Below are 20174 nucleotides of genomic sequence, written 5' to 3'. Positions count from 1 at the left end.
CAAGATGGCGAACCAGTGGCAGGGCGTGCTGCGCGAGTGGGCAGATGTGCTCGACGTGACGGATGGGTCGACGGTCGTGACGCTCGGAGAGGGCGGCACGCCGCTCATCGAGTCCAGGGCGCTGTCGCAGCTCACCGACGCGCGCGTGCTCGTGAAGTTCGAGGGGCTCAACCCCACGGGCTCGTTCAAGGACCGCGGCATGACGGTGGCGGTCTCTCGTGCCGTCGAGCGCGGTGCGACCGCGATCGCGTGCGCGTCGACCGGCAACACCTCGGCGTCGGCCGCCGCCTACGCGGCAGCCGCGGGCATCCAGGCGATCGTGCTGGTGCCGGAGGGCAAGATCTCGATGGGCAAGCTCGCGCAGTCGGTCGTGCACGGCGCCCGCATCGTGCAGGTGCGCGGCAACTTCGACGACTGCCTCGAGATCTCGAAGGAGCTCGCGGAGCGCTACCCGGTGCACCTCGTGAACTCGGTGAACGACGACCGCATCGAGGGGCAGAAGACCGCAGCGCTCGAGATCGTCGACGTGCTCGGTGACGCCCCCGACATCCACTGCATCCCGGTGGGCAACGCGGGCAACATCACGAGCTACTGGCGCGGCTACTCGCTCGCGGAGACCAGCGGCATGGCCACGAAGCGCCCGCGCATGCTCGGCTTCCAGGCCGCGGGCGCCGCACCCATCGTCAACGGCGAGATCGTGCGCGAGCCCGACACGGTCGCGACCGCCATCCGCATCGGCAACCCGGCGTCGTGGCAGCAGGCGCTCGACGCCCGCGACGAGTCGGGCGGCTTCATCGGTGCGATCGACGACGTGGCGATCCTGCGCGCGCAGCGACTGCTGGCCTCGTCGACCGGCGTCTTCGTCGAGCCGGCCTCGGCGATCTCGGTCGCCGGCCTGCTCGAGCGGCACGCGGCGGGGGAGATCCCTGCGGGCTCCACCATCGCGCTGACCGTCACCGGCCACGGCCTGAAGGATGCCCAGTGGGGCCTGAAGCTCGAGGACGGCTCGGATGCCTCGCCCGAGTCGGCCGACGCCGACACCGTGCAGGTCGCCCAGCTGCTGGGGCTCGCATGACGGGCGACACGCCCCCGGCACAGGCCGCCACCGGCGTGCCGATCGGCCGCCGCGTGCGGGTGCGGGTGCCAGCCACCTCCGCCAACCTCGGCCCCGGCTTCGACACGCTCGGCCTGGCGCTCAACGTGCACGACGAGCTCGAGGTCGTCACGACCGCGTCCGGCGTGCGCGTGAGCGTGACGGGCGTGGGTGAGGCGGGGAGCGAGCTCAGCGTGCCCACCGATGAGACCAACCTCGTCGCGCACTCGATCCTGCACGTGTTCGACCGGGTGGGCGTCGAGGCTCCCGGCCTCGCGCTCACGGCGACCAACAGCATCCCCCACGGCCGCGGCATGGGCTCGTCGGGCGCGGCGATCGTGGCCGGCGTGCTCGCCGCCAAGGGACTCCTCGCCGGCATCGTCGAGCTGAGCGACGACGACGTGCTGCGCTTCGCGACCGAGCTCGAGGGCCACCCCGACAACGTGGCGCCGGCGATCTTCGGCGGCCTCACCATCGCGTGGGTCGACGAGAGCGGCCCGCGGCACAAGCAGCTGGCGGTGCACCGCGGGGTCTCGCTGCTGGTGGCCGTGCCCGAGGCGACGATGTCGACGAAGCTCGCGCGCAGCCTGCAGCCGGAGGCCGTGCCGCACGCCGACGCCGTCTTCAACCTGTCGCGGTCCGCGTTGCTCGTCGCCGCGCTCACGCAGAGCCCCGAGCTGCTGCTCGACGCCACCGAGGATCGCCTGCACCAGACCTATCGGGCCAGCGCGATGCCGCTCACGAGCGCGCTCGTCGGCGACCTGCGCGCCGCCGGCCACGCGGCCGTCGTCTCGGGCGCGGGACCCTCCGTGCTCGTGCTCGCCTCCGACCCGGCTGCCAGGCTCGAGGCCGCGAAGATCGTGGAGGATCGGCCGGAGGCGTGGACTGCGCGCCTGCTCGCCGTCGACATCCGCGGTGGTACAGTGGAGGCCATCCCCACCAGCGCCGCGGCCTAGCCCGGCTCGGGGTGAATCTGACTCCACTCTCTGCATCTCTGATGCGCTCGACCGCCGCACAGCTCTGATCGCTGGCACGGCCGTGGGCGCAGCGGGAGACAAGGTCCCATGCCCGCGGCATCGCGCGCGGGCCGATATATAAGGAGCACTCGCCTCATGACTCGCGAGACGATCAACAGCACCCCGGCAGCAGACGCTGCCGACCCCACGACCACTGCCGCCGAGCAGTCCGCGGCCCCGGCCGACGCGCAGCCGGCCCCCCAGACCGAGGCGCCGGACGCCTCGGCCCCCGCAGCGCCGAAGCGCCGCTCGCGCCGCGCGACGACGTCGTCGGTGGCCGAGAAGGCCGAAGCGGCAGCCGAGGCACCCGCCGACGCGCCCGCCGCAGCTTCGGCCGAGGCTGCGCCCGCTGACGGCGCCGCAGAGGCACCGGCCGAGAAGCCCGCGGCGAAGCGCCGCACGGGCACTCGCCGCACCGCCGCCGAGAAGCGTGCCGACGAGGCCGCCGCCGACAGCACCGAGGCTTCCGCCGACGCGCCCGTCGCCGAGGCCGCGCCGGCGCAGCCCGAGCAGACGGAGGGCGAGCAGGCGCAGGCCGAGCCCACCGCCAAGCGCCCCGCACGCCGCACGAGCCGTTCGCGCAAGGCCGCCGACGAGGCTGCTGCCGCCGACAGCACGAGCACCGAGCAGGCCGACGCCACGGACGCCACGCGCGCAGACGCCGAGCAGGCCAGCGCCGAGCAGGACAGCACTGAGCAGGCCAGCGCCGCGCAGGCCAGCACCGAGCAGGCCAGCACCGCCGAGGCGCAGGACATGACGGATGCGTCCACGGAGGACGCCGGCACGTCGGCTCCGCAGCGCGGCCGCGGCCGCGCATCCGCACCCAAGGCCACGCAGAGCGACCAGTCTGGCGACGACAGCGCCGACGACAGCCAGGACGACCAGAGCCAGGACGACCAGCAGCAGGGCAGCTCGCGCCGCCGCCGCAGCCGCGGCAAGGGCAACCAGAACGGCGACCAGCAGGGCGGGCAGCAGCGCGGCCAGCAGGGCGGCCAGCAGCAGGATGACGACTCGGACGACGAGGGCGGCTCGCGCCGCGGCCGTGGCCGTGGCCGCAACCAGGGCGGCAGCCAGGGCAACCAGCAGCAGGAGCAGCAGTCCGACCAGGACGGCGGCTCGCGCCGCAACCGTGGCCGCGACCGCACCCGCACCCGCGGTGCCGAGAGCGAGACCGAGATCCACGAGGACGACGTGCTGCTGCCCGTGGCCGGCATCCTCGACGTGCTCGACAACTACGCCTTCGTGCGCACCTCCGGCTACCTCCCGGGCTCGAACGACGTGTACGTCTCGCTCGCCCAGGTCAAGAAGCACGGCCTGCGCAAGGGCGACGCGGTCGTCGGCGCCATCAAGCAGCCGCGCGAGAGCGACCAGCAGTCGAACCGTCAGAAGTACAACGCGCTCGTGCGCGTCGACTCCGTCAACGGGCAGTCGGCAGAGGACTCGCTGAACCGCGTCGAGTTCTCGAAGCTCACGCCGCTCTACCCGCAGGAGCGCCTGCGCCTCGAGACGACCTCCAACAAGCTCTCGACCCGCGTCATCGACCTGGTCGCGCCGATCGGCAAGGGCCAGCGAGGCCTCATCGTCTCGCCGCCCAAGGCCGGCAAGACGCTCGTGATGCAGGCCATCGCGAACGCGATCGCCGAGAACAACCCCGAGGTCCACCTCATGATCGTGCTCGTCGACGAGCGCCCCGAGGAGGTCACCGACTTCCAGCGCACCGTCAAGGGCGAGGTCATCGCGTCGACCTTCGACCGGCCCGCCGAGGATCACACGATCGTCGCCGAGCTCGCGATCGAGCGCGCTAAGCGCCTGGTCGAGCTCGGTCACGACGTGGTCGTGCTGCTCGACGGCATCACGCGCCTGGGTCGTGCCTACAACCTCTCCGCCCCGCCCTCTGGTCGCATCCTCTCGGGTGGCGTCGACTCGAGCGCGCTCTACCCGCCGAAGAAGTTCTTCGGTGCGGCGCGCAACATCGAGCACGGCGGCTCGCTCACCATCCTCGCCACCGCGCTCGTCGAGACGGGCTCGAAGATGGATGAGGTGATCTTCGAGGAGTTCAAGGGCACCGGCAACATGGAGCTGCGCCTCTCGCGCCACATGGCCGACAAGCGCATCTTCCCCGCCGTCGACGTCAACGCATCCGGCACGCGTCGTGAGGAGATGCTCATGGGCGTCGAGGAGACGAAGGTCATGTGGAAGCTCCGCAGGGCCCTCGCCGGACTCGAGACCCAGCAGGCGCTCGAGCTCGTGCTCAAGCAGCTCAAGGAGACGCAGTCGAACGTCGAGTTCCTGATGAAGGTCTCGAAGTCGATGCCCGGCCAGCACGACAAGGACTGACATGTTCGAGTCGGTCTCCGGGCTTCTCGCCGAGCACGCCGACCTCGAGCAGCAGCTCGCCGACCCGGCGCTTCACGCCGACGCGGTGCGTGCTCGCCGGGTGAACCGGCGCTACGCCGAGCTCAACCGCATCAAGGCAGCGCACGAGCGCTGGCAGACTGCGGGCGAGGATCTCGAGGCCGCGCGCGAGCTCGCCCGCGAGGATGACGCGTTCGCCGAGGAGGTTCCCGGTCTCGAGCAGACCGCGCACGAGGCCGAGGAGAAGCTGCGCAGGCTGCTGATCCCGCGCGACCCGGATGACGGCCGTGACGTGATCATGGAGGTCAAGGGCGGCGAGGGCGGCGAGGAGTCGGCGCTGTTCGCCGCAGACCTCGTGCGCATGTACTCGCACTACGCCGCCAGCCGTGGCTGGAAGGTGGAGATGCTCGAGTCGACACCATCGGACATGGGCGGGTTCAAGGATGTGCAGATCGCGCTCAAGTCGTCGTCGAACGACCCCTCGGAGGGCGTCTGGGCCTCGCTGAAGTACGAGGGCGGCGTGCACCGCGTCCAGCGTGTGCCGGCCACCGAGTCGCAGGGGCGCATCCACACCTCCACCACCGGCGTGCTGGTCTTCCCCGAGGTCGACGCGCCGGATGAGATCCAGATCGACCAGAACGATCTGAAGATCGACGTGTACCGCTCGTCCGGCCCCGGCGGCCAGAGCGTCAACACGACCGACTCGGCGGTGCGCATCACGCACGTGCCGACCGGCATCACGGTCTCGATGCAGAACGAGAAGAGCCAGCTGCAGAACCGCGAGGCCGGCATGCGTGTGCTGCGCGCGCGGCTGCTCGCGCGCCAGCAGGAGGAGATCGAGGCGGCGGCATCCGATGCCCGCCGCTCGCAGATCCGCGGCATGGACCGCTCGGAGCGCATCCGCACCTACAACTTCCCCGAGAACCGCATCGCCGATCACCGCACCGGGTTCAAGGCCTACAACCTCGACAGCGTGATGGACGGCGCGCTGCAGCCCGTGATCGACTCCTGCATCGTGGCGGATGAGACGGCTCGGCTCGAGGCGCTCGCGGGCGACGAGGGCTGACCCTGCGATGAGCGAGGGACCTGGGCGGATGCGTCCTGGTCGCGGGCGTGCTGCCGCGCCCCCGATGGGTGGCGCCTTCTGGCGCTTCTGGAGCGTCGAGGTCGCCACCGAGACCGGCATCGGGCTGGCGGTCATCGCCCTGCAGACGATGGTCGTGCTCGACCTCGGCGGGGGAGCGACCGAGGTCGGCTGGCTGTCGTCGGCGCGCTGGCTGCCCTATGTGGTGCTGGGCCTGCTCGTCGGGGCGCTCGTCGAGGGGATGCGACGGCGCACGGTGATGATCGTGAGCGACCTGGTGCGCGCGGCCGTGCTGGGCGGGCTCGCGATCGTGTGGCTCGCGGGCGGCGGAGCGCTCTGGGTGCTGCTGCTGGCCGTCGTGCTGCTCGGCACCGCGAGCCTCGTGAACGATGCGGCGTCGCAGGCGTTCGTGCCGCGACTCGTCGACCGCGACCGGCTGCTGCCGGCGCACCAGCGGCTGGACGCCGGCTCGAACGCTGCGCAGTCCGCCGGGCCGGCTGCCTCTGGCGCGGTGATCGCGTGGCTGGGCGCGCCGTTCTCGCTGCTGCTGGCCGCTGGCGCGCACCTGGTCTCGGCCATCGTGCTCTGGACGCTGCCTACCGACCACCGCTCACCGCGGCGATCCGGGGGTGTGGGGCGCTCGATCGTGCGCGGTCTGCGCTTCGTGCACCGGCATCCGCGCCTCGGGCCCTTCGCGCGCTGGACGCACGTGTGGTTCCTCTGCAACGGTGCCGCGATGACGCTGCTGGTGCCGCTGGTGCTGCTCGAGCTCGACGCCGGGCCGGCCGGGCTGGGCCTCGCGCTCGGCGTGCTCGGCGGCGCGACGCTCGTGGGCACCGCGCTCGCCGGGGTCGTCGCCGCGCGGATCGGGTCGGTGCGCACGATCGTGCTGGAGCACGCCTCGATGCCGATCGCGTGGGGGATCGTCGCGCTGGCGGGCTTCCTGGAGCTGCCGACGGGTGGTGGGCTGGTGCTCGTGCTGGCCGGGCTGGCGCTGGCGGGCGTCGTGATGGGGATGTCGAACCCGAGCGAGATGGCGCTACGGCAGCGGGCGACGCCCGATGGCATGCAGGCGCGCATGAACGCGACGATGCGCACCGTCAATCGGGCGATGATCGTGGTGTCGGCACCGCTGGCCGGATTGCTCGGCGACGCGATCGGACTGGGGCCGGCGCTGGCGATCGTGTGCGTGGGCTTCGCGCTGGGCGCCGTGGGGCTTGCGCTGTCGCCGCTGGTGCGCGACCGGCGGGCGCGCGAGCGCTGATCTTTCGGGACTGCCGCCTGCCGTCCGCCGCTCGCCGCTCGCCGCTCGCCGCTCGCTAGGGTTGCGGCATGCGCATCGTGCTGGCCGAGCTGCCGAACCCGCTGCTGCCCGCGACCTACGACATCGTGTGGTCGCTGATCGTCGTCGCGGTGCTCGCGCTGATGCTGACGGCGCTGTGGCAGGCGTTGCGCTCGAAGGCGCACACGGGCGGTCAGCAGCTGCTGTGGGCGCTGCTGATCGTGCTCGCGCCTGTGCTCGGTGCGCTCGCCTGGTTCGTGCTGGGCCGCCAGCACTCCGCGGCGGGACCTGCCGCCTGATCCCTCGCTGCCCCCGCACCGCCCCCGAGCGACCGGATGCGCGCGCCGAGAGGTAGCCGGCCGCGCTGCGGGTGGTCGCGTGCCGGCACCCTCGGGGCGCCCGACTACCTCTCGCGGGTTCGCTCGGCGCAGGGCAGGCGGCGGGCGACCGGGCGTAGGCTCCCGCCATGGCCGAGGTGACGCTGCTGTGCGGGCCCGCGGGCGCGGGCAAGACCACCCTCGCGCGCGAGCTCGAGGCGTCCGGCGCGCTCGTGCTCAGCTATGACCGTGAGGCCTGGGCGCGCGGCGTGCGCGACGGCCGGCCCACGCAGGCGCTCATGCACGAGATCGACGACGACTTCCACCGGCAGATCGCCGATGCCGTCGCCGCCGACCGCCACGTCGTGCTCGACGCCTCGCTCTCCACCCGCGCGGTGCGTGATCGGTGGCGGATGCGCTGCGGTGCCATGGGCGTGCCCGTCACCCTGGTCGTGGTGCGCGCGCCGCTCGAGACGCTGGCGCAGCGGGTCGCCGAGCGCGAGCCCGGGCCCGAGTCGGTGGTCGTCGACCCGCAGCGGCTGCGCGACTACGTCGCCGGCTTCGAATGGCCGGGCGCGCACGAGGTGCACCGCACGGTCGACACCGCCTGACTCCGGCGACGCGGCCTGGACGACGCATCCGCCCGGGTCTACGCTGACGCCGAGCAGGGAGGCCCACCATGGCCGACGCAGGATTCCTCACCGAGCCGCAGCCGAGCGCGGCGGTCGACGCGATGTACGCCGCCGATGGAGAGGATCCCGGCTACGTCATGAACCTCACACGGGTGTGGGCGATCGAGCCGGAGGTCTACGACGCCTGGTCGGCCTTCGCGGTCGCGACCGCGGAGGCTGCGGGGCTCAGCTTCCGCCGCAAGGGCCTGGTGGTGAGCGCGCTCGCATCCGAGCTGGGCGACAGCTACTGCTCGCTCGCGTGGGGCACGAGGCTCGCGAGCGCCTCTGACCCCGGCACCGCGGCGGCGGTGCTCGGCAGCGGCGAGGCCGGGCCAGACGCAGCGCTCGATGATGCAGAGCGCACCATCGCGGCGTGGGCGCGCAAGCTCGTCCGCGATCCCAACGGCACCACCTCCGCCGATGTCGCGGCGCTCCGGGACGCCGGCCTCGATGACCGCGCGATCCTTGGCCTGACCGCCTACATCGCCGCACGCATCGCCTTCTCCACCGTCAACGACGCCCTCGGAGCCGCGCCCGACGCTGCGCTCCACGCATCCGCGCCCGACGCCGTGCGCGAGGTCGTCACCTGGGGCCGGGCGGCCGCGCGCTGACGTGCCAGGATGAGCGCATGGACCTCATGGCGATGGTGCTCGGCTCTGCGGTGCTGGTCGCCGGCTCGCTCGGGATCGGCGTCGTCGTGCACCTGATCGGCATCGGGCGCATCGCGCCGAGCGCATGGCTGGGGCTGCCCGGTGGGCGACTGCGGACGGATGCGCCGACGTATCGGGGCACCCATCGGGCCGCGACGCCGCTCACCTGGCTGGGCTCGACGATCGCCGCGGTGGCCGCGTTCGGCTCGCTGGTCGCCGCGCTGCAGGCGGGCGCGAAGGAGTGGGCGATCCTCGCCGTGCTCGCGGCCGTCGTGCTCGCGATCGGGCTCACGCTCGCGACCTGGCGGGCGCACACCGCGCTGGGCGATGACGCGCTGCGCGACGATCGCGCGGCTGACTGAACCGAGCCGGCCGGGCGATGCTGGCCCGCGGTCGGGCGGGTGGCAGCGCTCGCGCTGGAGCCCGAGGCGTCAGGCCTGCAGCGTCCACGGGAAGGCGCGCGCCTTCTCGCTCAGCGCCCCACCGAGCACGCGGGCGCGGTCGGGCTCGTCGAGCGACCCGGTGATCTCCTGACCGAGCCGCACGAGGCTCGCGAACGCATCCGGACTCGCCCATGACGGTCGCAGCGTGAAGGCGAGATCCTCGGTGGCGGTGTTGCCGGAGGCTCCCGGCGCGAAGGGGCAGCCGCCGAGACCGCCGAGCGCGCCGTCGACGACGCCGGCGCCGGCCTGCCCTGCGGCGAGCGCGTTCGCGACGCCCGCCCCCCAGGTGTCGTGGCCGTGGAAGACCAGGCCCGCTTCGGGGCGCCGAGCCGCGGCGAGGCCGACGCGCTCGCGCACGCTGGCCGGATGCGCCTGGCCGAGCGTGTCGCAGATGACGACGTCGCTGGCGCCCGCGGTGCGCTCGTCGCCGAGGATGCCCTCGAGCCGGGCGAGCGGCACCTCGCCCTCGAAGGGGCAGGTGAACGAGGTCGCGATGCACAGCTGCAGCTCGCCGTCGACGGCTCGGGCGGCGGCGAGGGCATCGGGCATCGCTGCGATCGACGTCTCGGTATCGCGGCCGATGTTCGCCAGGTTGTGGCTGTCGCTGGCGGAGAAGCAGTACTGGAAGCGCGTCACGCCAGCGGCGGCGGCACGCTCGACGTGCCGTGGTGTCGCGACCCACACCCAGCAGCGCTCGAGCTCTGCGGGCGTGAGCGCCGCGACGACGTCGAGCGTGTCGGCGACGGCCGGCACGAGGTCCGGCCGCGCCATCGAGCCGATCTCGATGTGCTCCACGCCGAGCGCGAGCAGCTCGCGCACCAGCTGCACCTTGCGCTGGGTGGGCAGCGGCTTGCCGGTCAGCTGCAGGCCGTCCCGCAGCGTGACGTCTCTGATCTGCACGGTCATGCCGGCACTCCCTCTTCGTGCGCGGCGATCCGCGCCTCGTCCCAGCCCAGCCATCCGGCGAGCACGTCGTGCGTGTCGGCACCGAGATCAGGGCCCGGATGCGTGATGGCGAGACTGCGCCCGCCCACCACCGGCACGATGCCCGGCATGGCGACCGACTGCCGCACCGAGGCGCCGTCGTCGATGTCGAAGCGCTGGATCATGTCGCGCGCGGCGTACTGCTCGTCGGCGATGACGTCTTCGGCGGTGTAGATCGGGCCGGCGGGCACGCCCGCGACGTCGAGCGCCTCGAGCGCCTCGCCGCTCGAGCGCTGGCGCGTCCAGTCGCCGATGGCGTCGTCGAGCTCGTCGCGGCGCTGCCAGCGCAGCTCGTTGGAGGTGAGCTGCGGGTCGCTGCCGAGATCGGGGCGGCCGATCGCCTCCATGTAGCGCTTGAAGATGCCATCGCCGTTGCCTGCCACGACGATGCTCTTGCCGTCACCGCACAGGTAGGCGTTCGAGGGCGCGATGCCCTCCATGCGGCCACCGGTGCGCTCGCGGCGCCGGCCGTATGCCGAGAACTCGGGCACGAGCGACTCGGTCACCGAGAGCATCGCCTCGTTGAGCGCGACGTCGATCGTGCGCTGATCGAGGGAGATGCGGGGCTCACCGCCGTCGGCGACGCGGGCGCGCTCGCGCTCGAACAGCCGCATGACGGCACCGAATGCGGCGTAGAGGCCGGCGATCGAGTCGCCGATGGAGAAGCCCGTGCGGCTCGGCGGCCTGCCCGGCTCGCCGACCATCTCGCGGAAGCCGCCGTATGCCTCGGCCACCGCCGCGAACCCGGGCCTGGCCGACATCGGCCCGGTCTGCCCGAAGGCCGAGACGCGCACGAGCACGAGCTCGGGGTTCACAGCCTCGAGCTCTGCCGGCCCGATGCCCCAGCGCTCGAGCGTGCCGGGACGGAAGTTCTCGAGCAGCACATCGGCCTGCGCGGCCAGCTCGAGCACAGCCTCCCTGCCCGCATCGCTGTGCAGGTCGAGCACGACCGATCGCTTGCCGCGGTTGATGGTGCGATAGAGCATCGAGGTGTCGCCCTCGGTGAGCCGCCAGCGACGCAGCTCGTCGCCCGTGCCGGGTCGCTCGACCTTCACGACCTCGGCGCCGAAGTCGGCGAGCAGTCGGCCGGCGGTCGGCGCCGCGATGTAGTTGCCGAGCTCGACGACCCGCACGCCCTCGAGCGGCTTCTGCGCGCTCACAGGAACACCGACAGCACGAGCACCATGCCCAGCGCCACGATCGAGGCCACGGAGACGCCGACCGTGACGGTCTTCAGCGCCCCGCGCACCGACTGGCCGAGGAACATCTGCAGCAGCCAGAACGTGTTCGAGGTCACGTGGATGCAGAACAGGGCTCCGGCGCCGGCGGCGAGACCGATGAGGATGGGGTTGAGGCCCAGCGTCGCCGCGACGGGCGCCAGGATGCCGGCCGCCGTCATCGCCGAGAGCGTCACCGAGCCGACCGCGACGTGCAGGATCGCGGCGATGACCCAGACCAGCAGGATCGGTGCGAAGGCGGATGCGCCGAAGTAGCCGGTGAGGAGGTCGCCGAGCTCGCCGGCGGCGATGATCGCGGCGAGCGCACCGCCGACGCCCGTGAGGGCGAAGATCTGGCCGGCGTCCTTGAAGCCGTGCACGAGCGCGCGCTCGAGATCCTTGCCGCCGATGGCCCAGCGGCCGACGAGCGCGGTGCCGATGACGCCCAGCAGCAGCGCGATGTTGGGGGACCCGAGGAACTGCATGGCAGGCACCTCGATCTCGACGACATCGAGGATGGCGCCGGCCGCGATGAGCAGGAGTGCGAACAGCAGCGGCGCGAAGAGCACGATGAGCGGCAGCTGGCCCTTGCGGTCGGGGGTCGGCCCGGCGTTCGTCTCGACCGCGGCCTCCGCCTGCAGGACGGTGCCGTCCTTGCCGCGGCCGCCGCCCTGCACCGGCACCGCGGATGTGGCGCCCGCCACAGAGCGGGCTGCGTCACCGGCGTTGGAGTCGTCGATGACCTCCTGCTCGTCGCGCTCGGGGTTCCAGAAGCCGGCGCGCAGCGCGATCGTCATGATGAAGATCGAGATGGCGACCGTGGGGATGACGACGATGAGGCCGAACAGCATCATCTGGCCGAGCGGGATGCCGAGGCTCGCGGCGATCATGACGGCGCCGATGCCGGGCACCATGAGCGCGATGCCCGTCTCGAGGCTGATGGCGAACATCGTCGCCATGATGCCGGTGCCGGCCTTGCCCAGGCGCGGCGCGATGCGGCGGGCCAGGGGGGCGGCGATCACGATCATCACGTCGACGAAGATGGTCTGCAGGTAGGTCGCGAACGACAGGCCGATCGCGTAGGGAACGCCCTTGGGGCCGAACGCCTTGAGCAGCGCGTGCACGAGCCGTTCGACGGCGCCCATGCGGTTGAGCAGCGAGCCGATCAGCACACCCCAGGCGATCAGCAGCCCGGCTTCCGCCATGGTCTCGCCGAACCCGCTCGCCATGGTCTCGACGGTGCCGACGGCCCCGAGTCCGCTGCCGAGGCCGATGCCTGCGGCGCCGAGGGCGAGCGCGATCACCGGGTTCACGTGGAATCGCACGATGAGCAGCACGACGACGACGATCGCCACTCCCACCACCACGAGGATGGACCAGTCAGCCATGGGGTTCCTCTCCGTTGAGGCCGTGCGCACGCGCGACACGGATTCCCACATCGTAGGGCAATGTCCACGATGCGGAACAGCCCGGCGTGTCGTGGCCGTAGGATCGACGCGTGTCCGACGCACCGCTGCTCGTCCTCGCCAAGATCACGGCCATCCTCGACGCCTTCACGCTCGAGCATCCGAGCCTGACCGCCGCCGACATCCGCCGCGCCACCGGCATCCCCGCCTCCACGGCGCACCGGCTGCTCGGCAACCTCGTCGAGCACGGCTTCCTCGATCGCTCCGGCGACGACTACTCGATCGGTGCGCGCATGGCCTTCTGGGCTGGCCCCGCCGTGCGCGCCAGCGCGCTGGGCGACCTGCTGCCGCCGCAGCTCGTCGCGCTGCGCGACGCGACGGGGGAGACCTCGTGCTTCTTCATCGCCGAGCGCGGCTCGCGCGTCTGCGTCGGCGTCGCCGAGACGCTGCACGGGCTCAAGCGCGAGATGTACGTCGGCCGCATCCAGCCGCTCCACGTCGGTGGAGCCGGCCGCGTGCTGCTCGCCTGGCGCGACGATCTGCTCGAAGCGGTGCTGTCGTCGCCGCTGCCGGCGCTGACGGGCTCCACCATCACGGATCCAGAGGAGCTGCGCGCCGTGGTCGCCGCGACGCGCGCCGACGGCTACGCGATCACGACGGGCGAGCGCGTCGAGGCCTCGAGCGGCGTCTCGGCGCCGGTCTTCGACGCGCACGGAGCGCTCGCGGGTGCGCTCACGCTCATGGGTCCGACGCTGCGGCTGACTCCGGAGCGGTGCGAGGAGCTCATCGACGACGTGGTCGCGGCGGCCGATCGGCTCACGACCTCGATCGGCGGTCGGCGCCCGCAGGGACTGGCCGGTGCGAGCGGTGTCGGATAGCCTGGTGGTTGAATCCGGCGCAGGATCCGCGGACGAGGGAGCCGTACCCGCATCGCGACAAGACGGCCGGAAGGACTCGTCATGTCTTGGGTGATCCTCGTCGCCTCCGGCCTCCTCGAGGCCGTCTGGGCGACCGCGCTCGGCCGCTCGAAGGGCTTCTCGAAGTGGAAGCCGACGGTCGTGTTCGCGATCGCGCTCGTGCTCTCGATGGTGGGTCTTGCCATCGCCATGCAGGAGATCCCGACCGGCACCGCCTACGCCGTCTGGGTCGGCATCGGCGCGGGCGTCACGGCGCTCTGGGCGATCGTGACGAAGGCAGAGCGCGCCACCTGGATCCGAGTCGGGCTGATCGCGCTGCTCATCGCGTCGGTCGTCGGGCTGAAGGTGTTCGCATGACCCGGCGCGGCCTGTTGACGCGGCCCGGCCTGGCATGGCCGCTGCTGCTGGTCTCCGCCGTGCTCGAGGCCGTCTGGGCGACAGCGCTCTCGGCTTCGGCGGGCTTCACGCTCGTCGCGCCCACCGTCGTCTTCCTGGTGGCGCTCTGCCTCAGCATGGTGGGGCTGGCGCTGGCCGCCAACACCATCCCGATCGGCACCGCCTACGCGGTGTGGGCGGGCATCGGCGCTGCGCTCACGGTCGCGTGGTCGATGCTGACGGGCGTGCAGGCGCTCAGCTGGCCCGTGGTGCTCTGCGTCGCGGGCATCATCGTCGCGGTGGTGGGCCTCAAGCTCACGACCCCGCACGACGAGCCCGCGGGGCAACCCGACGTCACCGCATCCGCGACCTGACGCCCGAGCACGATCCGCCGCCGACCTCGAGTGGCGACGTTCGTTCGCGGGAGGCGCCACTCGGCGGCAGGAGACGCGCCTAGATCGAGTACTCGATGTGGGGAAGCTCGGCGGGCGAGGTCTGCGCGACCGGGCGGGCGGGGATGCCGACCAGGGTCGTGCCGGAGGGCGCGTCATGCAGCACGACGGCATTGGCTCCGACCTTGACGTCGTCGCCGAGCGCGACGGGGCCGAGGATCTTCGCTCCAGCCCCGACGAGCACGCGGTGCCCGAGCGTCGGATGCCGCTTGACGGCGGCGTTCGCCGTGCCGCCGAGCGTGACGCCGTGATAGAGCATCACGTCGTCACCGGTCTCGGCGGTCTCGCCGATGACGACGCCCATCCCGTGGTCGATGAAGAAGCGCCGCCCGAGGCGCGCCCCCGGGTGGATCTCGACGCCGGTCAGGAAGCGCATCCACTGACTGCCGGCGCGCGCGAGCGAGCGCGCGCCGGCGTTCCAGAGTCGGTGCTGGATGCGGTGGGCCCACACCGCGTGGAGGGTCGAGTAGGTGAGCGTGATCGTCAGCGCTCCGCGCGCGGCCGGATCGTGCCGCTTCGCGTTCTCGATGTCCTCGCGGATGTTGAGCAGACCCACTGTCGCTCCTCCTTGCTCGTGCTCGGCCGTCAGACCAGGTCGGCGTAGATCGGCATCGACAGGTAGCGCTCTCCCGTGTCGGGCACGATCGTCACGATCGTCTTGCCTGCCGACTCGGGGCGGCGAGCGACCTGGAGCGCGCTCCAGACGGCCGCTCCGGCCGAGATGCCGGCGAAGATGCCCTCGCGCGCTGCGAGGTCGCGCGCGGTGGCGATCGAGTCGTCGAGCGTGACGTCGATGACCTCGTCGTAGACCTCGCGGTCGAGGATGGCGGGCACGAAGTTCGCCCCCAGCCCCTGGATCTTGTGCGGGCCGGCGGTGCCCTGCGTGAGCAGCGGCGAGTCGATGGGCTCGACCGCGACGACCTGGAGGCCCGGCTTCTGCTCCTTGAGGAAGTTGCCGGCGCCGGTGATGGTGCCGCCCGTGCCGATGCCGGCGACGAAGATGTCGACGGCGCCGTCGGTGTCGTCCCAGATCTCCGGGCCGGTGGTCTCGCGGTGCACGGCGACGTTGGCCTCGTTCTCGAACTGGCGCGCGAGCACGGCACCGGGGGTCTCCGAGACGATCTGCTCCGCGCGCTCGACCGCACCGCGCATGCCGTCAGGGCCGGGCGTCAGCACGAGCTGCGCGCCGTATGCCTTGAGGATCGCGCGACGCTCGACCGACATGGTCTCGGGCATCGACAGGATCACCGTGTAGCCGCGGGCAGCGCCGACGAGCGCGAGCGCGATGCCGGTGTTGCCGCTCGTGCCCTCGACGATCGTGCCGCCGGGCTGCAGGTCACCCGAGGCCTCGGCCGCATCGATGATCGCCTTGCCGATGCGGTCCTTGACCGATGCCGCCGGGTTGAACGACTCGAGCTTGACCAGCACGGTCGCGTCGGAGTCGTTGATGCGCTGCAGGCGCACGAGGGGTGTGCCGCCGATGGTGGCCGTGATGTCGTCGAAGATGCGCGCCATGCTGTGTCCTTTCAGAGGGTGGAAGCTCGGCTTCTACTCTACGGGACGCCCCGCCGTGCATCCGCAGGCGCTGCCCGCAGCATTCCTCGTGCATCCGCGTGCCCGCGCTGGCATTAGCGTGAGGACCGTGATGCAACAGGCCGTGGCAGACGTCGTGCGCGATGCGCGTGGGCGCTTGGCAGCGGTCGGCATCGACGGCCCCGACGCAGAGCTGCTCGCGGCATGGGCCGCAGGCAGCAGCCTGGGCGAGCTCCGCGTCGACATGGCGATGGGCCGCGCGTTCGAAGCGGATGCGCTGGCGCGCTTCCTCGCAGCCGTCGCGCGGCGAGAGGGGCGCGAGCCGCTGCAGCACATCACCGGGCTCGCGCCGTTCCGGCACGTCGAGCTGGCCGTCGGCCCCGGCGTCTTCACGCCGCGGCCCGAGACCGAGCTGCTGGTCGAGGTCGCGCTCGAGCACCTGCGCCGCCGGGTCGGCACCGCGCTGGTGCTCGACGTCGGCACTGGCACAGGTGCGGTGGCGATCGCGATCGCTCGTGAGTCGGATGCGCGGGTGATCGCCGTCGAGGCGAGCCCGGCGGCCTACGTGTGGGCCCGCCGCAACCTCGATGCGCTGTCGCCGGAGACCGTGCTGCTGCACGCGGACGCGCGCGACGTCGCTGCGCTCGCGGCGGTCGGGATCGTGCCGGGCTCGCTCGCGGCGCTCGTCTCCAACCCGCCCTATGTGCCCCACGCATCCGTGCCCGCCGACCACGAGGTCCGCGACTTCGACCCTGCCGCCGCCCTCTACTCCGGCGCTGATGGTCTCGACTTCATCCGCGACCTCGTCTCGCTCGCCGCCGACCTCGTCGAGCCGACCGGCCTGGTCGCCTTCGAGCACACCGAGGAGCAGGGGCCGGCGGTGCGAGCGATGCTCGAGGACGCCGGGTTCCGCGATGCCCGCACGCGCCAGGACCTGACAGGCCGCGATCGGGTGACGGCTGCGATCCGCTGACAGCGGCCCGGTGGATGGGGGACGACCCGCCCATGCCGACGGTACGCTGGGGCGGTGCCCGCCATCCACGACTGCGCTGATCCCGCCTCCCTGCTCGCCGGGGTGCGCGCGGCTCGCACGGCCATCGCGGCGGGGCAGTGCATCGTCATCCCCACCGACACGGTCTATGGCATCGCCGCCGACGCGTTCTCGCACGCCGCCGTCGCCGGGCTGCTCGCAGCGAAGGGTCGCGACCGCGGCTTCCCGCCGCCCGTGCTGGTCGCCGATCGCCACATGGCGTCCGCGCTCGCCGAGCGCGTCCCGGCCGAGCTCGAGCCGCTGCTCGACGCGCACTGGCCGGGCCCGCTCACCGTCATCCTGCGCGCGCAGCCGTCGCTGACGTGGGATCTGGGCGACACCGGCGGCACCGTCGCGATCCGCGTGCCTGACCACCCCATCGCCATCGAGCTGCTGCGTGAGACGGGCCCGCTCGCGGTCTCGAGCGCCAACACGCACGGGATGCCCGCCGCCACCGAGGCCGAGGCCGCCGCCGAGATGCTGGGCGAGAGCGTCGTGGTCGTGCTTGATGCGGGCCCGGTCGGCGGCACCGCTGCGCCCGGCGAGCAGAGCGGCTCGACGATCCTCGACTGCTCGACCGACGGCGTCATGCGCATCGTCCGTCAGGGCGTGCTGCCGCGTGCGACGATCGCTGCGGCGCTCGGCGACCTGCTCGTCGACGGATGACGCCGTGACCTTCCTCCTGATCACCCTCGTGGCGGCGGTCATCACCTTCGTCGCCTCCCAGATCGTGCTGCGCCTCGCGCTCAAGCACGGCATCCACCCGCCCGTGCGCGAGCGCGACGTGCACTCCCGGCCGACGCCGCGACTCGGCGGCGTCGCGATGTGCATCGGTCTGTTCGGCGCCTTCGGCGTCGCGGCGCTGGTGCCAGAGCTCTCCGGCGTCTTCGCCGAGCCGAGCCGCATCTGGGCGCTGCTGGCCGGGGCCATCGCGATCTGCGGCATCGGCGTGCTCGACGACCTGTTCGACCTCGACTGGATGCTGAAGCTCGGCGCGCAGATCCTGGTCGCGGCGGGCGTCGCCTTCTTCGGCGTGCAGATCGTCAGCCTGCCGATCGCCGGCCTCACCGTGCCCTCGGCGACGATGGCGATCAGCCTCACCGTGCTCATCATCGTGCTGGTGATGAACGCGGTGAACTTCATCGACGGCCTCGACGGCCTGGTCGCCGGCACCACGATCATCGGCTCTGCCGCCTTCTTCGGCTACATCTGGATGATCAGCCAGAACCTCGGCCAGGACAACGCCTACTTCTCGCTCGCGAGCCTGATCACCTCGGTCATCGTCGGCGTCTGCCTCGGCTTCCTGCCGGTCAACTGGCATCCGGCGCGCATGTTCATGGGCGACGGCGGCGCGCTCATGCTCGGCCTGCTGACGGCGACCAGCGCCATCGCCGTCACGGGCCAGATCGACCTCGGCACCATGGGCGGCCGCAGCCAGATCCTGCCGGCGTTCATCCCGGTGCTGCTGCCCCTGGCGATCCTGCTGCTGCCCATGACCGACTTCGTGCTCGCAGTGGTGCGCCGCGTCGTCAACGGCAACAGCCCGTTCGCGGCCGACCGCAAGCATCTGCACCATCGGCTGCTCGACATGGGCCACTCGCACCTGGGCGCCGTGCTCATCTTCTATGCGTGGACGGCGGTCGTCTCGGTGGGCTGCCTGCTCTTCCTCATCTGGCCGTGGTGGGTCGCGGTCGGCGTGATGGTGGTGGGCTTCCTGCTCTGCGCGCTGCTCACGGCGGCGCCCGTGAGCCGGCGCATCTGGCGCACCTTCCTGCGGGTGATGCGTGAGCGGCGCGCCCAGCGTGGGAAGATGGAGCCGACAGCCATCGACACGCGCGTCGACTCTCGCGTCGACTCTCAGGGGGACAGCCGGTGACCACCACCCAGATCATGCAGCGCATCCTGCTGTGGGGCGGCATCCTGGCCGCCGCCGTCGCCGTCATCGGCGGACTGGTCGGATGGTTCCTGGCCGCGGGTGCGGGCGTCGCCTCCGCGCTGGTCGGCACGGCGCTCGCGATCATCTTCTGCATGCTCACGGCGGGCAGCATCCTGCTGGCGCTCAAGGTGTCGAAGGGCGAGATGGTCTCCGGTGCGTTCTTCGGCATCGTGCTGGGCGGATGGCTGCTGAAGTTCGCGCTGTTCATCGTGCTGGTCTTCGTGCTCGGCGACCAGGACTGGCTGCACCGCGGCGTCGCCTTCGGCTCGCTCGTCGTCGCGGTCATCGGCTCGCTCGCCATCGACTGCGTCGTGATCGCGACGAGCCGTCAGCCGACGGTCGACAGCGATGCAGACGACGAGACGCAGGGCCGCCCGGCATCGGGCGCGCGCGCCTGAAATCTGCGCCGCTGATGGTCTGAGCGGAGGTTTCCGCTCTGATAGAGTTCTGAGTGTTCCCCCCGCTGCACCGCTCGTATCCCGAGCGCGATTGCGTGAGGGGTGCACCGACGTCGAACCGGCGCCAGGCGCCATGAGGTTGAGGAAGACACGCTGAACGCCTTGCTGCCGCTGCTGGCCTCCGCTGGAACTGAGCCCGAGCCGTTCCATCCGCCGAGCCTGGCCGACTTCTTCCCGCAGGTCTTCCTGTTCGCCGAGCCGACGATCCCGTGGTTCGAGGACGACTCGCCCATCTTCGGCATCAACCGCATCATGCTCGTCCGCTTCATCGCGGCGGCCGTCGTGATCCTCGTGTTCGTGCTCGGCACCCGCAAGCTGAAGCTCATCCCGACGCGCGGCCAGAGCCTCATCGAGATGGGCCTCGGCTTCGTGCGCGACGGCATCGCCATCGACCTGCTCGGCGAGAAGGACGGCAAGCGATTCCTGCCGCTCATCACGACGATCTTCTTCATGGTGCTCGCGATGAACCTGACGGGCATCGTCCCGTTCCTGAACATCGCAGGCACATCCGTCATCGGCGTGCCGCTGGTGCTCGCACTCGTCTCCTACGGGGCGTTCATCTACGCGGGCATCAAGAAGCACCCTGGGACGTTCTTCAAGAACTCGCTGGCACCCGCGGGCGTGCCGTGGCCGCTCTACATCATCGTCACGCCGCTGGAGTTCATCTCCACCTTCGTGCTGCGTCCCATCACGCTGACGCTCCGACTGATGATGAACCTGCTCGTCGGCCACCTCATGCTCGTGCTGTTCTTCGCTGCGACGCACTTCTTCCTCTTCAGCGCAGGCGGCTTCTTCCCGCTGCTCGGCGTCGGCACGCTCGCGTTCGGCTTCGCCTTCACGATCTTCGAGCTGCTCGTCGCTGTGCTGCAGGCCTACGTCTTCGCAATTCTCACCGCTATCTACATCCAGCTCGCGCTGGCTGAAGAGCACTGACCAACCCCCGGACTCCCGGAAC

At 71.7% G+C, this 20174-nt stretch carries 22 protein-coding genes and 1 riboswitch; of the genes, 17 read left to right on the top strand and 5 right to left on the bottom strand.

Annotation, left to right across the window (positions count from 1 at the left end):
- Nucleotides 1-4 precede the first annotated feature (4 nt).
- The 9 genes from thrC to MKD51_RS12275 all read left to right on the top strand — a co-directional run bounded on the left by thrC (nt 5) and on the right by MKD51_RS12275 (nt 8830).
- Complete coding sequence (gene thrC, locus MKD51_RS12315) at nt 5-1075, top strand: threonine synthase (RefSeq protein ID WP_240240593.1); 1071 nt, start codon at nt 5-7, stop codon at nt 1073-1075.
- On the top strand, nt 1072-2049 hold the full coding sequence (gene thrB, locus MKD51_RS12310; RefSeq protein WP_240240592.1) for a homoserine kinase: 978 nt from the start codon (nt 1072-1074) through the stop codon (nt 2047-2049). The genes thrC and thrB overlap by 4 nt, the downstream gene beginning before the upstream one ends.
- A 156-nt stretch (nt 2050-2205) precedes the next feature.
- Nucleotides 2206-4446: a transcription termination factor Rho gene (gene rho / locus MKD51_RS12305; protein WP_240240591.1), complete on the top strand. Its 2241-nt coding sequence runs from the start codon at nt 2206-2208 to the stop codon at nt 4444-4446.
- Nucleotide 4447: 1 nt separating this feature from the next.
- Entirely contained in the window at nt 4448-5530 is a 1083-nt protein-coding gene (gene prfA / locus MKD51_RS12300) for a peptide chain release factor 1 (protein WP_240240590.1), read from the top strand.
- Nucleotides 5531-5537: 7 nt separating this feature from the next.
- A complete protein-coding gene (locus tag MKD51_RS12295; RefSeq protein WP_240240589.1) occupies nt 5538-6812 on the top strand; it encodes an MFS transporter in 1275 nt (424 codons plus the stop codon).
- A gap of 68 nt (nt 6813-6880) precedes the next feature.
- Complete coding sequence (locus MKD51_RS12290) at nt 6881-7129, top strand: PLDc N-terminal domain-containing protein (protein ID WP_240240588.1); 249 nt, start codon at nt 6881-6883, stop codon at nt 7127-7129.
- 167 nt (nt 7130-7296) lie between these two features.
- Nucleotides 7297-7758: an ATP-binding protein gene (locus tag MKD51_RS12285; protein ID WP_240240587.1), complete on the top strand. Its 462-nt coding sequence runs from the start codon at nt 7297-7299 to the stop codon at nt 7756-7758.
- 68 nt (nt 7759-7826) lie between these two features.
- Nucleotides 7827-8429, top strand: coding sequence for a hypothetical protein (locus MKD51_RS12280; protein ID WP_240240586.1), 603 nt, complete (start codon nt 7827-7829; stop codon nt 8427-8429).
- A gap of 17 nt (nt 8430-8446) precedes the next feature.
- Nucleotides 8447-8830 carry a hypothetical protein gene (locus tag MKD51_RS12275; protein WP_240240585.1) on the top strand — a complete coding sequence of 128 codons (384 nt, stop codon included), beginning with the start codon at nt 8447-8449 and terminating at the stop codon, nt 8828-8830.
- 69 nt (nt 8831-8899) lie between these two features.
- Here MKD51_RS12275 and MKD51_RS12270 read toward each other — a convergent pair whose 3' ends face one another.
- The 3 genes from MKD51_RS12270 to MKD51_RS12260 are packed head-to-tail and all read right to left on the bottom strand — an operon-like array spanning nt 8900 to nt 12500.
- Nucleotides 8900-9817 carry a hydroxymethylglutaryl-CoA lyase gene (locus MKD51_RS12270; RefSeq protein WP_240240584.1) on the bottom strand — a complete coding sequence of 306 codons (918 nt, stop codon included), beginning with the start codon at nt 9815-9817 and terminating at the stop codon, nt 8900-8902.
- Nucleotides 9814-11055: a CaiB/BaiF CoA-transferase family protein gene (locus MKD51_RS12265; protein ID WP_240240583.1), complete on the bottom strand. Its 1242-nt coding sequence runs from the start codon at nt 11053-11055 to the stop codon at nt 9814-9816. The genes MKD51_RS12270 and MKD51_RS12265 overlap by 4 nt, the downstream gene beginning before the upstream one ends.
- Nucleotides 11052-12500, bottom strand: a complete 1449-nt coding sequence (locus tag MKD51_RS12260) for a GntP family permease (RefSeq protein WP_240240582.1) — start codon at nt 12498-12500, stop codon at nt 11052-11054. The genes MKD51_RS12265 and MKD51_RS12260 overlap by 4 nt, the downstream gene beginning before the upstream one ends.
- Before the next feature lie 110 nt (nt 12501-12610).
- Between MKD51_RS12260 and MKD51_RS12255 the strand changes: the two genes are divergently transcribed.
- From MKD51_RS12255 to MKD51_RS12245, 3 genes are all read left to right on the top strand, one after another.
- Nucleotides 12611-13396 carry an IclR family transcriptional regulator gene (locus MKD51_RS12255; protein WP_240240581.1) on the top strand — a complete coding sequence of 262 codons (786 nt, stop codon included), beginning with the start codon at nt 12611-12613 and terminating at the stop codon, nt 13394-13396.
- Between the two features lie 7 nt (nt 13397-13403).
- Nucleotides 13404-13467, top strand: a riboswitch (guanidine-III (ykkC-III) riboswitch).
- A gap of 10 nt (nt 13468-13477) precedes the next feature.
- Nucleotides 13478-13792, top strand: a complete 315-nt coding sequence (locus MKD51_RS12250; RefSeq protein WP_240240580.1) for a multidrug efflux SMR transporter — start codon at nt 13478-13480, stop codon at nt 13790-13792.
- Nucleotides 13789-14184, top strand: a complete 396-nt coding sequence (locus MKD51_RS12245) for a multidrug efflux SMR transporter (RefSeq protein WP_240240579.1) — start codon at nt 13789-13791, stop codon at nt 14182-14184. Before MKD51_RS12250 ends, MKD51_RS12245 begins: the two co-directional genes overlap by 4 nt.
- A gap of 79 nt (nt 14185-14263) precedes the next feature.
- Here MKD51_RS12245 and epsC read toward each other — a convergent pair whose 3' ends face one another.
- On the bottom strand, nt 14264-14818 hold the full coding sequence (epsC, locus tag MKD51_RS12240; protein ID WP_240240578.1) for a serine O-acetyltransferase EpsC: 555 nt from the start codon (nt 14816-14818) through the stop codon (nt 14264-14266).
- A gap of 29 nt (nt 14819-14847) precedes the next feature.
- Nucleotides 14848-15777 (bottom strand): cysteine synthase A, encoded by a 930-nt coding sequence (cysK, locus tag MKD51_RS12235; protein WP_240240577.1) that lies wholly within the window; start codon nt 15775-15777, stop codon nt 14848-14850.
- Between the two features lie 130 nt (nt 15778-15907).
- Between cysK and prmC the strand changes: the two genes are divergently transcribed.
- The 5 genes from prmC (at nt 15908) to atpB (ending at nt 20152) form a co-directional block, all read left to right on the top strand.
- A complete protein-coding gene (gene prmC / locus MKD51_RS12230; RefSeq protein ID WP_240240947.1) occupies nt 15908-16768 on the top strand; it encodes a peptide chain release factor N(5)-glutamine methyltransferase in 861 nt (286 codons plus the stop codon).
- Nucleotides 16769-16822: 54 nt separating this feature from the next.
- Nucleotides 16823-17491, top strand: coding sequence for an L-threonylcarbamoyladenylate synthase (locus MKD51_RS12225; protein ID WP_240240576.1), 669 nt, complete (start codon nt 16823-16825; stop codon nt 17489-17491).
- A gap of 4 nt (nt 17492-17495) precedes the next feature.
- On the top strand, nt 17496-18701 hold the full coding sequence (locus MKD51_RS12220; protein ID WP_240240575.1) for an MraY family glycosyltransferase: 1206 nt from the start codon (nt 17496-17498) through the stop codon (nt 18699-18701).
- Entirely contained in the window at nt 18698-19159 is a 462-nt protein-coding gene (locus tag MKD51_RS12215; protein ID WP_240240574.1) for a hypothetical protein, read from the top strand. The genes MKD51_RS12220 and MKD51_RS12215 overlap by 4 nt, the downstream gene beginning before the upstream one ends.
- A gap of 162 nt (nt 19160-19321) precedes the next feature.
- Nucleotides 19322-20152 carry a F0F1 ATP synthase subunit A gene (gene atpB / locus MKD51_RS12210; protein ID WP_240240573.1) on the top strand — a complete coding sequence of 277 codons (831 nt, stop codon included), beginning with the start codon at nt 19322-19324 and terminating at the stop codon, nt 20150-20152.
- Nucleotides 20153-20174 lie beyond the last annotated feature (22 nt).

The sequence above is a fragment of the Agrococcus sp. ARC_14 genome, from assembly GCF_022436485.1.
GTDB lineage: Bacteria > Actinomycetota > Actinomycetes > Actinomycetales > Microbacteriaceae > Agrococcus.
This window is presented reverse-complemented; position numbering and strand designations above follow the sequence as displayed.